The sequence below is a fragment of the Streptomyces sp. NPDC008150 genome (genome assembly GCF_042956945.1).
Taxonomy (GTDB): Bacteria; Actinomycetota; Actinomycetes; order Streptomycetales; family Streptomycetaceae; genus Streptomyces.
On sequence record NZ_JBIBHJ010000003.1, the window covers coordinates 39,653 to 53,069 of the forward strand.

13 protein-coding genes are annotated in these 13,417 nt (G+C 73.0%); 5 read left to right on the forward strand and 8 right to left on the reverse strand.

The window, feature by feature from the left end; translation table 11 throughout:
• Nucleotides 1-293: 293 nt before the first annotated feature.
• The 5 genes from ACFZA0_RS09480 to ACFZA0_RS09500 form a co-directional block, all read right to left on the reverse strand.
• The gene (locus ACFZA0_RS09480; RefSeq protein WP_391013640.1) at nt 294-1,346 is read right to left on the reverse strand and encodes an aspartate-semialdehyde dehydrogenase; all 1,053 of its coding nucleotides are present in this window, start codon (nt 1,344-1,346) and stop codon (nt 294-296) included.
• Nucleotides 1,343-2,620, reverse strand: a complete 1,278-nt coding sequence (locus tag ACFZA0_RS09485) for an aspartate kinase (protein WP_391013642.1) — start codon at nt 2,618-2,620, stop codon at nt 1,343-1,345. Before ACFZA0_RS09485 ends, ACFZA0_RS09480 begins: the two co-directional genes overlap by 4 nt.
• A 277-nt stretch (nt 2,621-2,897) precedes the next feature.
• Complete coding sequence (locus ACFZA0_RS09490; RefSeq protein WP_391013644.1) at nt 2,898-3,557, reverse strand: DUF5063 domain-containing protein; 660 nt, start codon at nt 3,555-3,557, stop codon at nt 2,898-2,900.
• Entirely contained in the window at nt 3,550-4,149 is a 600-nt protein-coding gene (gene recR, locus ACFZA0_RS09495) for a recombination mediator RecR (protein ID WP_391013646.1), read from the reverse strand. The genes ACFZA0_RS09490 and recR overlap by 8 nt, the downstream gene beginning before the upstream one ends.
• 143 nt (nt 4,150-4,292) lie before the next feature.
• The gene (locus ACFZA0_RS09500; protein ID WP_391014416.1) at nt 4,293-4,634 is read right to left on the reverse strand and encodes a YbaB/EbfC family nucleoid-associated protein; all 342 of its coding nucleotides are present in this window, start codon (nt 4,632-4,634) and stop codon (nt 4,293-4,295) included.
• A gap of 309 nt (nt 4,635-4,943) precedes the next feature.
• Here ACFZA0_RS09500 and ACFZA0_RS09505 point away from each other — a divergent pair, with 309 nt between their 5' ends.
• Nucleotides 4,944-5,741, forward strand: a complete 798-nt coding sequence (locus tag ACFZA0_RS09505; protein WP_391013648.1) for an SLATT domain-containing protein — start codon at nt 4,944-4,946, stop codon at nt 5,739-5,741.
• A gap of 272 nt (nt 5,742-6,013) precedes the next feature.
• Here ACFZA0_RS09505 and ACFZA0_RS09510 read toward each other — a convergent pair whose 3' ends face one another.
• Nucleotides 6,014-7,558, reverse strand: a complete 1,545-nt coding sequence (locus ACFZA0_RS09510; protein ID WP_391013650.1) for a substrate-binding domain-containing protein — start codon at nt 7,556-7,558, stop codon at nt 6,014-6,016.
• Between the two features lie 225 nt (nt 7,559-7,783).
• On the opposite strand from ACFZA0_RS09510, the gene ACFZA0_RS09515 reads away from it, so the two are divergent.
• The 3 genes from ACFZA0_RS09515 (at nt 7,784) to ACFZA0_RS09525 (ending at nt 10,858) form a co-directional block, all read left to right on the forward strand.
• Nucleotides 7,784-9,139, forward strand: coding sequence for an aminotransferase class III-fold pyridoxal phosphate-dependent enzyme (locus tag ACFZA0_RS09515; RefSeq protein WP_391013652.1), 1,356 nt, complete (start codon nt 7,784-7,786; stop codon nt 9,137-9,139).
• A gap of 241 nt (nt 9,140-9,380) precedes the next feature.
• Nucleotides 9,381-10,094 carry a GntR family transcriptional regulator gene (locus tag ACFZA0_RS09520; RefSeq protein ID WP_391013654.1) on the forward strand — a complete coding sequence of 238 codons (714 nt, stop codon included), beginning with the start codon at nt 9,381-9,383 and terminating at the stop codon, nt 10,092-10,094.
• A gap of 113 nt (nt 10,095-10,207) precedes the next feature.
• Nucleotides 10,208-10,858, forward strand: coding sequence for a hypothetical protein (locus ACFZA0_RS09525; RefSeq protein WP_391013655.1), 651 nt, complete (start codon nt 10,208-10,210; stop codon nt 10,856-10,858).
• On the opposite strand, the gene ACFZA0_RS09530 is transcribed toward ACFZA0_RS09525, so the two are convergent.
• Entirely contained in the window at nt 10,851-11,417 is a 567-nt protein-coding gene (locus ACFZA0_RS09530) for an ABATE domain-containing protein (RefSeq protein ID WP_391013657.1), read from the reverse strand. The two genes, ACFZA0_RS09525 and ACFZA0_RS09530, sit on opposite strands and share 8 nt — an antisense overlap.
• A gap of 226 nt (nt 11,418-11,643) precedes the next feature.
• On the opposite strand from ACFZA0_RS09530, the gene ACFZA0_RS09535 reads away from it, so the two are divergent.
• Nucleotides 11,644-12,921 (forward strand): MFS transporter, encoded by a 1,278-nt coding sequence (locus tag ACFZA0_RS09535; protein ID WP_391013659.1) that lies wholly within the window; start codon nt 11,644-11,646, stop codon nt 12,919-12,921.
• A gap of 4 nt (nt 12,922-12,925) precedes the next feature.
• Here the strand turns inward: ACFZA0_RS09535 and ACFZA0_RS09540 are convergent, their stop codons facing one another.
• A complete protein-coding gene (locus ACFZA0_RS09540) occupies nt 12,926-13,372 on the reverse strand; it encodes a hypothetical protein (RefSeq protein ID WP_391013660.1) in 447 nt (148 codons plus the stop codon).
• Nucleotides 13,373-13,417 lie beyond the last annotated feature (45 nt).

Consider the following 13,417-nt stretch of genomic DNA (forward strand, 5'->3'; position numbering starts at 1 on the left):
GGCGTCCCCTGCCCGGCAGCGGTGTGACGCGCGTAACCGGACCGTGTCCGTGCCCCGTTGGGGCGTTCGCGTAGACGCCGCCCGCTCGACGCACGGTTGCGCGGAGCGGAAAGCAAATCTTCGGTCGTAAGGGGGTTCCGAGACAAGTGGTCCTGACCAATATCCGGCACCGCGTGCGTCACATACGCACATGCGGGGGCGGCACGGATCGGGACGACGGCACACGTCCTGGGCGCAACCGCCCGCGTACCGCCCACTCCACCGGGCCGTCGCGGACCGACGGGCACGGCGGTTCAGGCGAGTTCGGCCGCCACCAGCTCCGCGATCTGGGCGGTGTTGAGGGCCGCGCCCTTGCGGAGGTTGTCGCCGCACACGAACAGTTCGAGCGACGTCGGGTCGTCGAGCGCCCGGCGCACCCGGCCGACCCACGTCGGGTCGGTGCCCACGACGTCGGCGGGCATGGGGAACTCACCGGCCGCCGGTTCGTCGCACAGCACGACGCCGGGCGCGGTGGCGAGGATCTCGCGGGCCCGGTCGACGGTGACCTCGTCCTCGAACGAGGCGTGCAGGCTGAGGGAGTGCCCGGTGACCACCGGCACCCGTACGCACGTGACGGCGACCGGCAGCCGGGGCAGCCCGAGGATCTTGCGGGACTCGTCCCGCACCTTCATCTCCTCCGAGGACCAGCCGTCCTCGCGCAACGACCCGGCCCACGGGACGACGTTGAGGGCGACGGGGTCCGGGAACGGCCCGGTGTCGTCGCCGACGGCCCGCCGCACGTCCCCCGGCGTGGTGCCGAGCCGCGTGCCGGCGACCACGGAGAGCTGGCGGCGCAGCGTCTCGACGCCGTCCCGGCCGGCCCCGCTGACGGCCTGGTACGACGAGGCGACCAGGGAGCGCAGCCCGAACTCGGCGTGCAGCGCGCCCAGGACCACGATCATCGACAGGGTCGTGCAGTTGGGGTTGGCGACGATGCCGCGCGGCCGGTTGCGCACCGCGCGCGCGTTGACCTCGGGCACCACCAGCGGCACGTCGGCGTCCATGCGGAACGCGCCGGAGTTGTCGACCACCACGGCGCCCCGCGCGGCGGCGACCGGCACCCAGCGGGCGGCGACCTCGTCGGGCACGTCGAACAGCGCGACGTCGACGCCCTCGAAGGCGTCCTCGGCGAGGGCGGTCACCTCGACCTCCTCGCCGCGCACGACCAGCTTGCGGCCGGCCGAGCGCGGCGAGGCGATCAGGCGGATGTCTCCCCAGACGTCGGCGCGCTGGGAGAGGATCTGGAGCAGTACCGTGCCGACGGCCCCGGTCGCTCCCACGACCGCGAGCGTCGGTCGGCCGGTCATCGCCCGGTGCCCCCGTAGACGACCGCCTCGTCGCTGTCGGAGTCGAGCCCGAAGGCGGTGTGGACGGCCCGCACGGCACCGGGCACGTCGTCGGCGCGGGTGACCACCGAGATGCGGATCTCGGACGTCGAGATCAGCTCGATGTTGACGCCCGCGTCGGACAGCGCCTCGAAGAACCCGGCGGTGACGCCCGGGTTGGTCTTCATGCCGGCGCCGACGAGCGAGATCTTGCCGATCTGGTCGTCGTAGCGCAGCGAGTCGAAGCCGATGGTGCGGCGCGAGCGCTCCAGGGCGTCGATGGCGCGGCGGCCCTCGGTCTTGGGCAGCGTGAACGAGATGTCCGTCAGACCGGTCGCCGCGGCGGACACGTTCTGCACGACCATGTCGATGTTGATCTGGGCGTCGGCGATCGCGCGGAAGATCGAGGCGGCCTCGCCCGGCTTGTCGGGCACGCCGACGACCGTGACCTTGGCCTCGGAGGTGTCGTGCGCGACACCGGAGATGATGGCCTGCTCCACCGGCTTGTCCCCTTGCTGAATCGGCTCGTTGCTGACCCAGGTGCCCTGCAGCCCGCTGAAGGACGAGCGCACGTGGATCGGGATGTTGTAGCGGCGCGCGTACTCCACGCAGCGGTGCAGCAGCACCTTGGAGCCGGAGGCGGCCAGTTCGAGCATGTCCTCGAACGAGATCCAGTCGATCTTCTGCGCCTTCTTCACCACGCGCGGGTCGGCGGTGAACACGCCGTCCACGTCGGTGTAGATCTCGCAGACGTCGGCCTCCAGGGCCGCGGCCAGCGCGACCGCCGTGGTGTCCGAACCGCCGCGGCCGAGCGTGGTGATGTCCTTCTTGTCCTGCGAGACACCCTGGAACCCGGCGACGATCGCGATGTTGCCCTCGTCCACCGAGGTGCGGATGCGGCCCGGCGTGACGTCGATGATCCGGGCCTTGTTGTGCACCGAGTCGGTGATCACGCCGGCCTGGCTGCCCGTGAACGACTGGGCCTCGTGGCCCAGGTTTTTGATCGCCATCGCCAGCAGCGCCATGGAGATCCGCTCTCCGGCGGTCAGCAGCATGTCGAACTCACGCCCGGCAGGCATCGGTGACACCTGCTCGGCGAGATCGATCAGCTCGTCCGTCGTGTCGCCCATCGCGGAAACGACGACAACCACCTGGTTGCCGCTCTTCTTCGCTTCCACGATCCGCTTGGCGACGCGCTTGATGCCCTCGGCATCGGCTACGGAGGAGCCTCCGTACTTCTGCACGACAAGGCCCACGTGCGCTCCTCGCTCAATCCGTCTGTTCCCGCACATACGCATATGTACTGCGGTCGGCTCAGTCTAACGAGCGTCCGAAAAACCCCTCCGCGATATCGCATCGTGAGATCGCCCCGGGGAGTCCTCGGCCGCCCGCTCCGACGTCACCCTGCCCACCGGACATGCCGCCACTCGGGAAAGTGGGTCTCCTCACAGCGGCGCACGGCAGCGCGGAACAGCGCGCGGGGCAGACCACGACGGCCGGCCGTGCCCCCAACACTCCTGTCGTGTACGGGAGTTACTTGACCGGGCGCAGACCCAGCGGGCCCGCGATCTCCTCGACCATGACCTTGCCGGCCTCCGCGGCGAGCGCGTCCTCGCCGAGGTCCTGGTCGGTGTCGAGGCCGTCCAGCGCCTCCAGCGGCTGGTTCAGCCGTACGTGCGCCACGAGCGACTGGAGCGCGCGCAGCGCCGCCGAGGCGGTGGAGCCCCAGTTCGAGAAGTACGAGAACTGCCACCACCAGAGCGCCTCGGTGACCCGGCCCTCGGTGTAGTGGGCCATGCCGTGCCGCAGGTCGGCCATGACGTCCGCGAGGTCGTCCGAGATGCGCGCCGGCACCGGGGCCCGGCGCGGCTCGTACGGGTCGAAGACCTCGGAGTAGACGTCGATCGGCTCCAGCAGGCGGGCGAGGTTCTCGCGGAGCTGGTCCACGTCGGCCTCGGGACCGAGGTCGGGCTCGTAGCGCTCGTCCGGGACGATGTCCTCGTGGGCGCCCAGCCTGCCTCCCGCCAGCAGCAGCTGGGAGACCTCCAGGAGGAGGAACGGCACGGCCGAGTCCGGCTCGTCGCCCTTGGCGACCTCGGAGACCGCGACCAGGAAGCTCCCGATCTGGTCGGCGATGTGGACCGCGAAGTCGTCGGGGTCCTGGGTGGTGGAGTGCAGCGTGGCGTCAGACATCTAGGAGTCGTCTCCCCTCGAAGGCGCGCCCGAGGGTCACCTCGTCCGCGTATTCCAGGTCTCCACCCACCGGGAGGCCGCTGGCCAGGCGGGTGACCCTGAGGCCCATGGGCTTGATCATCCGGGCGAGGTACGTCGCTGTCGCCTCGCCCTCCAGGTTGGGGTCGGTGGCGAGGATCAGCTCCGTGACCGTGCCGTCCGCGAGGCGGGCCAGCAGTTCCCTTATCCGCAGGTCGTCCGGGCCGACGCCCTCGATGGGGCTGATCGCGCCGCCCAGCACGTGGTACTTGCCGCGGAACTCACGGGTCCGCTCGACGGCGACGACGTCCTTGGGCTCCTCCACGACGCAGATCACCGACGGGTCGCGCCGCGGGTCCCTGCACACCGCGCACAGGTCCTCCTGCGCGACGTTGCCGCAGGTGGAGCAGAAGCGGACCTTGTCCTTCACTTCCAGCAGCGCGTGCGCGAGGCGCCGTACGTCGGTCGGCTCCGCCTGGAGGACGTGGAAGGCGATCCGCTGCGCGCTCTTGGGACCGACGCCGGGCAGCCGTCCCAGCTCGTCGATGAGGTCCTGGACCACGCCTTCGTACAACGGACCGACCTTTCCTGGATTTCCTGGTTGCGGACTCTCCGTACGTACCGTAGTTGCGCGCCGCCCCTGTGAGGAAGGCGGAACAGCGTTACGACGGAGAGTCCGCGTCGTGTCTCAGCGCGCCGTGTCCCGGCCGTCGTGTCTCAGAACGGCAGGCCCGGGATGCCGCCGCCGCCCAGCCCCTGCGCGAGCGGGCCGAGCTTCTGCTGCTGGAGTGCCTGCGCGTTGGCGTTCGCCGCCTGCACGGCCGCCACGACGAGGTCGGCGAGGGTCTCGGTGTCCTCCGGGTCCACGGCCTTCGGGTCGATGCGCAGCGAGCGCAGCTCGCCGGAACCGGTGACGACCGCCGTCACCAGACCGCCGCCCGCCTGGCCGTCGACCTCGGTGCGCGACAGCTCCTCCTGCGCGTTCGCGAGGTCCTGCTGCATCTTCTGGGCCTGCTGGAGCAGCTGCTGCATGTTGGGCTGGCCACCACCGGGAATCACGATCAGCTCCTGGTTCGTACGGGCATCCGGTATCACGGTCCGGGCGGACCTGGGCGGAGGAGTCCGCCTGGCACGAGCCTACGTGCTCCGGGCGGCCGTCGCCCCAGCACTCTTTCGAGTGAGTCGGCCCGGAGACCCCTACCTGATCAAGGGCCACTTCCAGTCGGAAAAGCGGCGAAACGCGATTCTTCGCCACCCATTGGGCGGTAGGAAAGGTTCCGGCGCGTCAGCATCAGGCGTCACGCCGGCCCGCGTACTCGTACGGGGCATCACGGACCGTGATCGGTAGGGATCAGTAGGGAGTGCCGGGTGGGTCAGCCGGAGAGGCAGCCCGAGGGTCCGCCTCAGGACGGGCGGGGCGAGGGGGCGGCCGGGCCGCTGCCGGGGGATCCGGCGGCGGGTCTGCCGGGCGGACTGCCGGGCGGTCTGCCGGGAGATCTGGCGGGGCGGGCCTTCCCCGCCGGGGACTGGGCCGAGCCCGCCGAACGGCTGGAGGAGCTGTACCGGTGGGTCGAGCGCGGCGCCCTGGACGCCGCCTCCTGGTACCTCGCCGACCGCGCGGGCAAGCGGCGGGCCGCGCGGGTGCTGCGCTGCGGGGCCGCGGCGGGTGCGCTGGGGGCTGCGGTCGTGCCGTTGGCCGGTGTCGCCGCCGACGCCGTGTGGGTGGCCTCCTGGGGCTATCTGCCGCTGCTGCTGGGCGCGGCCTGCGTCGCCGCCGACCGGTTCTTCGGCGTGACCTCGGGGTGGATGCGCGACGTGGCCACGGCTCAGGCCGTGCAGCGGCGGCTCCAGGTGCTCCAGTTCGACTGGGCCGCGGAGAGCGTGCGCGAGGTGCTGGGGCCGACCGAGGGCACCGCGGGGGAGGCCGCCGAGCGGTGCCTCGCCGTGCTGCGGCGCTTCTCCGAGGACGTCACCGAGCTGGTGCGCACGGAGACCGCGGACTGGATGGTCGAGTTCCGTACGGGGGCGGCTCCGCTCGGGCTCCAGCAGGCGGTGGGCGGACCCGGGTCGTCCCGGGCGGACGGCGGGGTCCCCGGCGCGCGGCATCCGTCCATGCCGGGGAGCCGGCCGAACATGCCGCGGCAGCGGCCGCCGGAGCCGCGCTGATCGCCTCGGGGCGGCGGGCTGCCGGAGCGGGGGCGGTTGCACGGGGGGCGGGGCCGCGCCGCGGGTGTACGTCCTCAAACCGGTGCGAGAGCTGTCGGGTGGAGGGGTGGGCGGTGGCGGACGCACCGGTTCTCCGGGCGCACACCCCCGTCCCGTCCCCTTCTCGCCGTACCCGGCCGACCCGACGTTCTCGTGCGGCTCAGACTCCGCTTCTCGCCGTACCCGGCTGCCGCGCCGTCTCCGGTTCGGGTGCGTTTCCGCGGTGGCTGTCGTCAGGTGTCGGTTTCGTTCGGGGCGCAGAGTTTCAGGCCCTCCGGGGTCTCGCAGGGCAGGTGGCCGTGCGTGCGGACCACGTCCAGGCCGTTGCCCCGCGAGAGGTAGGTGAGGAAGCTCGACACCAGCGTGTCCGCCGGGGGCCTGCCGTACGTGTAGGCGTACTCGATCTCGCGGTACGGGTAGTCGCCGTCCCCGCGCTCCAGCGCCTCCACGGACGGGGTGTGCCCGTCGAGCTTCAGCAGGTGCAGGCCCTTCGCGTCCTCCGCCAGGGTCAGCTCGCTGTAGCCGACCCCGCCCGGCACCTGGGCCACCGTGGACAGCGCCTGCTCGGTCGCGTCCAGCTCGCAGCGCACGACGGGCGCGGTGGCGTCGTCCTTGTGCACGCAGTCGCGGGAGGAGTTGGCGATCTCGCCGCGCCCCAGTACCCGGCGCTGGAACACCTGCCGCGTACCGGAGTTGGCGTCCCGGCTGACCAGCCGCACCGGCAGGTCCGGACCGCCGAGCTGCCGCCAGTTGGTGATCTGCCCCCGGTACAGGCGCCGCACGTCGGCCGTCGACAGGTTCCTCAGCCGTACGTCGTCGTTGACCACCAGCGCGAACACCACCACCGCGACCCGGTTCTCCGCCAGGTCCGGCAGGCCGGGCGGCTTGGCCCCGTCGGACACCGCGATCACCGCGGGCGAGCCCCGCTTCGCCTGCGCGCCGAGGCCGGCCAGTTCGCGCACGCCCGCCGTGGAACCGTGCGCGTCCACGGTGACCGTCGATCCCCCGCAGTCCCGCTCGTACTTGGCCGCCGCCTCCCGCACGGTGGGGGCGAACGCGGTCGAGCCGGTGACCGTCAGGGTGCCTCTGGCGCAGCCGATCGGGGGCGGGCTGTCGTCGCGGGCCACCACCAGGACCGCGAGCGTGAGGACGCACACCGTGAGGACCACGGTGATCGTGCGGGCCGCCCGGCTGAACAGCGGTGGCTTGTCGTCCGGGGTCGCGCTGCGGTTGGGGTGCACCTCGCCGTCGCGGATGCCGCCGACGATGCGGATCGGCCGGCCCACGTCCCCGCCCGACAGCAGCACCAGGAGCTTGAAGTGCTCGCGCGGGTTGAGCGGTACGCGCGGGATGCGCAGGGTGTTGCCCGTGTAGCCGAACCCGGCCGCCGGGGTGAAGTGATCCATCAGGTGCACGCTGCCCGCGGGCTGGGTGACCGAGACGCCGCGCACCGTGCGGTCGGTGAACTCGGCCGTCAGACCGTGCAGTTCACGCCCCGTGTAGTCGTTGTCCGCGATGCCCTGGGAACCGTCGTTCTCGATGCGCAGCAGGACGAGCGTCGCGTCGGACATCACCGGCGCCTCGTCGAAGAGGCCGAGGCGGCGGTTCGCGCGGCCCGAACTGGCGTCGTCGCCGATCGCGTTGTCCATCTGCACGCGGTAGCCGACCCGCTTGCGGCGCGGCACCCTGCGCTCGTACCAGAGCATCACGCCCGAGGCGGCGATGCCCAGCAGGGCGGTCCCGACCGCCACCACGTTCTCCGTGCTCAGCCAGTCCACCGCGGTGCCCCCACCACATGTCGCGCGCCGACGTGCACCACCGCCGCGCGCCCCCGCGGCGGATCGTGGGGTCACCGTACGGGCGGGCGGGGGCGCTCCCCGGTTCCGTTCACGGGAATTCGCCCGACGTTCAACCGGGACGTCGACACTCTGTCGCGGAATGCCCCGCACACCGGACAGGACGACGATGTCGCGGGACACCGCCCGCGATCTACCCTCGACCGCATGACCCCTCAGCCCAGCCCCCAGACCGGAGCCGCCGTGAAGGCGGCGGACCGGGCGCACGTGTTCCACTCCTGGTCCGCCCAGGACCTCATCGACCCGCTCGCCGTCGCCGGCGCCGAGGGATCGTACTTCTGGGACTTCGACGGCAAGCGGTACCTGGACTTCACCAGCGGTCTGGTCTTCACCAACATCGGCTACCAGCACCCGAAGGTCGTCGCCGCGATCCAGGAGCAGGCCGCGAGGATGACGACGTTCGCGCCCGCGTTCGCGGTCGAGGCGCGCTCGGAGGCCGCCCGGCTGATCGCGGAGCGCACCCCCGGCGACCTCGACAAGATCTTCTTCACCAACGGCGGCGCCGACGCCGTCGAGCACGCCCTGCGCATGGCCCGGCTGCACACCGGCCGCCCGAAGGTGCTCTCCGCCTACCGCTCGTACCACGGCGGCACCCAGCAGGCGATCAACCTCACCGGCGACCCGCGGCGCTGGGCCTCCGACAGCGGCACGGCCGGGGTCGTGCACTTCTGGGGGCCGTTCCCCTACCGCTCGCGGTTCTACGCCGGGACCGAGGAGGAGGAGTGCGCGCGGGCGCTTGAGCACCTGGAGACGACGCTCGCCTTCGAGGGGCCGGCCACCGTCGCCGCGATCGTGCTGGAGACGATCCCCGGCACCGCCGGGATCATGGTCCCGCCCGCCGGTTACCTGCGGGGCGTGCGCGAAATCTGCGACAAGTACGGGATCGTCTTCGTGCTGGACGAGGTGATGGCCGGGTTCGGCCGCACCGGCGAATGGTTCGCGGCCGACCTGTTCGACGTCGTGCCCGACCTCATGACCTTCGCCAAGGGCGTCAACTCCGGTTACGTGCCGCTCGGCGGCGTCGCCATCTCCGCCGAGATCGCCGCCACCTTCGGCAAGCGCCCCTACCCCGGCGGGCTCACCTACTCCGGCCACCCGCTGGCCTGCGCCGCGGCCGTCGCGACGATCAACGCCATGGCCGAGGAGGGCATCGTCGAGAACGCGAAGCGCCTCGGCGCCGACATGGTCGGCCCCGCCCTGCGGGAGCTGGCCGGGCGGCACCCCTCGGTCGGCGAGGTGCGCGGCGTCGGCATGTTCTGGGCGCTGGAGCTGGTGCGCGACCGCGCCACGCGTGAGCCGCTGGTGCCGTACAACGCGACCGGCGACGACAACCGGGCCATGGCCGCCTTCGCGGCGGAGGCGAAGGCGCACGGCCTGTGGCCCTTCGTGAACATGAACCGCACGCACGTCGTGCCGCCGCTCAACGTCACCGAGGCCGAGCTGAAGGAGGGCTTCGCCGCCCTCGACGCGGCGCTGTCGGTGGCCGACACGTTCACCGTCTGACGGCCGCACGGCCCGCTTCCCCGCGTCCGCCCCGCCTCCCGGGTTCCGCCCGGGGCGCGGGGCGGTGCCGTACCCCCACGTCCCGCGCACGACGGGCGGGGCGCCCCGGGAACCCGAACGCGTAAGGTGGCGTGCTCGTACACACACCCAGAAGTGGACGAGTTCGCCGAGTTCGAGCAGTTCGAAAGAACCGAGGACCGCCGGCCGGCTCGACCGCCCGTCCGACGAGGAGTCCCCGAGCATGCCCGGCACAGGCGGCAGCGGCAGCGGCGCTGTGACCCGCAGCACCCTGCGGCAGCAGATCGCGGACGCGCTGCGGGACGAGGTGCTCGCCGGGCGGCTGCGGCCGGGGCAGGAGTTCACCGTCAAGGAGATCGCCGACCAGTACGGCGTCTCCGCCACCCCCGTCCGCGAGGCGCTGGTGGACCTCGCCGCGCAGGGCCTGCTGGAGGCCGACCAGCACCGCGGCTTCCGCGTCCACGAGTTCACGTTCGCCGACTTCCGCTCCCTCGTGGAGGCCCGCAGCCTGATCAGCGACGGCATGTTCCACGCCCTGGCCGCCGGTCACGACGGCGTCCCGCAGCGCACCCAGGCCGCCGCCGTCGCCGCCCTCGCGGGGGTGCGCCGCCGCGGCGAGGAGGCGCAGCGCGCGGCGAGCGCCGGCGACCTCACCGTCCTCATCGGCTACGACCTGCGGTTCTGGCGCGAGCTCAGCTCCCTGTACGGCAATCCGTACCTCACGGACTTCCTGCACCGGCTGCGCGTGCAGTCCTGGGTGTGCGCTGTGCAGCACCTGCGCCGGATGACCGACCTGCGCGGGCACCTGTGGTGCGGGCACACGGAACTCGTCGACGCGCTGAGCAGACGGGACACCATGGGCGCCCGCGCGATCGTGATGGCGTACACCGCGCACTCCCTCGCCGTCGTGGAACGGCTCGCGGACGACGTCCGGTAGCGCCGCCCGGCGGGACGGGGCCGGGGGTCGCGCGGAACCCGTGCAAGAGGGCCCGGTCCCGCACGGTACGGACTACTCTTCCCTGACCACCGTGTTGAGCGAGGAGTTCTCCATTGGCCTGTGACCTGTGGCTCGTACCGCTCGTCGACGTGTTGTGCCACACCCCCGACAACCCGTTCGCCGAGGAACTCGCCCAGTACAACAAGGTGCTCGCGGAGGCCGGTCTGCCGCCGGTCCCGGTGTACCAGTACATGCCGGGACTGTCCGGGGACGTCGCCCCGGTCGCCGGGTTCGACTACGACGCGCTGCACTTCCTGCGCCGCGCCCACCTGCTCCAGCTCTGCGGCCTCCCGGTCACCCCGGTCGACGAACTCGGCGGCGACTACGAGCAGTTGCTGGAGATGTTCGAGTCCACGGCACAGCAGTCGCACCTGGTCTGGCACTACGACCACGCGGGCGCCTACGTCCCGCTCGACTTCCCGCACCCGCTGTCCAACGACGACATGCTCGCGGGCGGCGGCCCGTTGGGCTCCTCGCAGGGCCTGCTGCGCGAACTGGAGGCGGTGGCCCCGGCGATCGGCATCGACCCGGCCAACCCCCCGGCGGCGCCCGAACCTCCGCCCGCGCCCACCTCGTTGGAGGAACCGGCGGCGTCCGCCCCCTTCGACCCGAGCCCCTTCGCCCGCGAACGCCACGTCTGGCTGGGCCTGCACGCGGCGGCGACCCGGAGCCTGGCACAGGGCTCGATGATCGTCTTCAGCTGAGCCCCGGCTCCGCCCGCTCCCCGCGTGCGGCACGGCGTTCGCGATAGGCCGCCGCGTTGACCCGGCTGCCGCACGCCCGCTTGTCGCACCAACGGCGCCCTCCGGCACGCGAGTTGTCGAGGAACAACCGCGTGCAGGGGGCGCCTTCGCACCTGCGGACACGGGCGTGCTCGGGCGATCCGACGAGCCGGCAGGTCTCCCGCGCCACCGTCGCGAGGGCCTGTTCCACGCCGCCCGACCAGGTCATGACGCCCGCCCGCACGACGACGGGCCGCATCGGCTCCCGCCCGGCGAAGTCGTTGAGCAGGGCGAGATCCGCGCTGCCCACCGGCCGCCCGGCCACGCACGCGTACGCCGCCCCGTAGACCGCCTCCCGGACGTCGACGGCCGCCGCCAGGCTGTCGGCGGTGACCGCGCCGTGCGGACGGAGGCCGGCGAGCGTCAACCACTCGCGCAGATCGGCCGGTTCGGCCAGCAGGTCGACCGGGCGCGTCTCGCGCCACGACACGGTGGCCGCGAGGTCGAGCCCCAAGTGGTCGCCCAGGAACTGGAATCGCACACCCACATCCCTCCCTGTCGCGGCCCCCGCGTCGCGCCGTCCCCGCATGAAAGCACCGACCCGGGAAATCATACCTTGAAGGCATGACGCGCCCCGGGACACGACAGCGGACACCGGCACAGGGAGACGGAAAGACGTGAGCCGCACCAGGAGTTCGCCAGGAAGGCCGTCGGAAAAGCCGACGGGAGGGCCCTCGGGAAGGTCGTCCGCAAGGGCTCCGGGAAGGGTGCCCGACGCACCGGCCAACCCCCTTCCCGCAGGCGGTACTTCGCCGCACGGCGACCCGGATCCCGGCCCGTCCTCCCCCGCTCCGCCGCACCGGGGCCGGGCCCTCGCCGTGTATCTCGCCTCGGCCGCCCTGGTCCGCACCGCGAGCGGCGGCGCGCCCGTCGGCCTGGTGTCCCTGACGCTCGACCGGTACGGACACGGCGGCGCCGCGCTCGGCGGCCTCCTCGCGGCCCTGCTCACCGCGCCGAACCTCGCGGGCCCCTGGACGGCCCGGTGGCTGGAGAGCGCCCGCGACACCCGCCCGGTGCTCGCCGGGGCGTTCGCCGCGTACGGCATCGCCCTGGCCGGCGCGGCGTTGGCCCTCGGGCACGTCACCACGGCCGCCGTCGCCGCGGTGATCGTCCTCGGCGGCCTCGCCGGCCCCCTGATGACCGGCGGCCTCAGCAGCCGCCTCGCGCTCCTCGTCGGCGGCGACGACCGCGACCGGCGCCGCGCGGAGGGCTGGGACTCCGCCACCTACGGCGTCGGCAACATCGCCGGTCCCGGCGTCGTGGCCGGTCTCGCCGGCACCCTGGGCCCGCTGCCCGCCGTGCTCGCGCTGGGGGCCGCCGCCGCGCTGGCGGGCCTGCTGCTGTCGTTGCTGCCCCGGGGCGGGGCCACGGGCGCGGACGGGGAGTCGATGCCCGTCCGCGACGCCCTGCGGGTGGTGCTGCGCACCGGGCCGCTGCGCCGCGTCATGGCGGCGACCACGATCACCTCTGTCAGCACCGGCGGCATCCTGGTGGTCGCGGTCGTCCTCGGCGGCTCGCTCGGCCACTCCCCGGGCGCGGGCGCGACACTCGGCGCGGTCTACGGCGCGGGCAACCTCTGCGGCGCGCTGCTGACCGGCGTCTTTCCCTCCTCCGGGGAGCCGGAGCGCCGCACGGTCCGGCTCGTCGCGGTGAACGCGCTCGCCATCGGCCTGTGCGCGCTCTCCCCCGGTTACGTCGTCGCCCTGTTCGCCTTCGCCCTCGCGGGTGCCACGAGCGCGGTGCTCTTCACGGCCACCCTGGCGGTGCGCTCGGTGTACTCGCCCCCGGCCGCCCGCGCCCAGGTCTTCGTGACCATGGCCTGCGCCAAGATGGCCTCCGGGGCGGCGGGTACGGCGCTGGCCGGCACGCTCGTCGGCCTCGGACCGCGGCTCGCCCTGGCGCTGGGCGCGATCGTGGTGGCGTCGGCGGTCCTGGCAGCCGTGGTCGACCGCCGCGTGAGCGCTGCGCGGGGCGGGCCGGGGTGACCGGTCAGTCCGCCGCCGTGTCCGGCACCCCCGCCGTCCCCGCCGTCTCCCACTCCTCGCACCGCAGCACGTTGCGCAGCAGCAGGGTGTGCACGAACCGGTCGGGCCCGGAGGGGCGGTAGCGCCAGGACAGCGGCCAGGTCGCGCCGTCGAGGGCCGGGACGGGGATGTACGACACGTGCCCCGGCCCGGCGGTGAGCCGCCCGACGCCGGGTGGCCACGGCCGGTACGACGCGGTCCCGACCGGCACCAGGAAGTACACCCCGCGCCGCCCGGTGGCCTCCTCGACCACGGGACCGGGGTCGCCACCGGTCAACTCGGCCAGCGCGTCCGCCAGTTCACGACCGGCGTCCCCGTCGATCCGGACCGCGTCGAACCGCACACCGGCCCTGCGGAGTTGAAAGCCCGACTCGGGAATCCACCCGGGAATCTCGTCACTTCGCGTATTCACGCAGCCAGTCTTCGCAGGCGGGACTACCGTTTTCCATGACTCTGC

What these genes read in the sequence shown, in the direction of transcription:
- ACFZA0_RS09480 (WP_391013640.1), bottom strand. Translation starts at nt 1,346, where the DNA reads ATGACCGGCCGACCGACGCTCGCGGTCGTGGGAGCGACCGGGGCCGTC.
- ACFZA0_RS09490 (WP_391013644.1), bottom strand. Translation starts at nt 3,557, where the DNA reads ATGTCTGACGCCACGCTGCACTCCACCACCCAGGACCCCGACGACTTC.
- ACFZA0_RS09515 (WP_391013652.1), top strand. Translation starts at nt 7,784, where the DNA reads ATGACCCCTCAGCCCAGCCCCCAGACCGGAGCCGCCGTGAAGGCGGCG.
- ACFZA0_RS09520 (WP_391013654.1), top strand. Translation starts at nt 9,381, where the DNA reads ATGCCCGGCACAGGCGGCAGCGGCAGCGGCGCTGTGACCCGCAGCACC.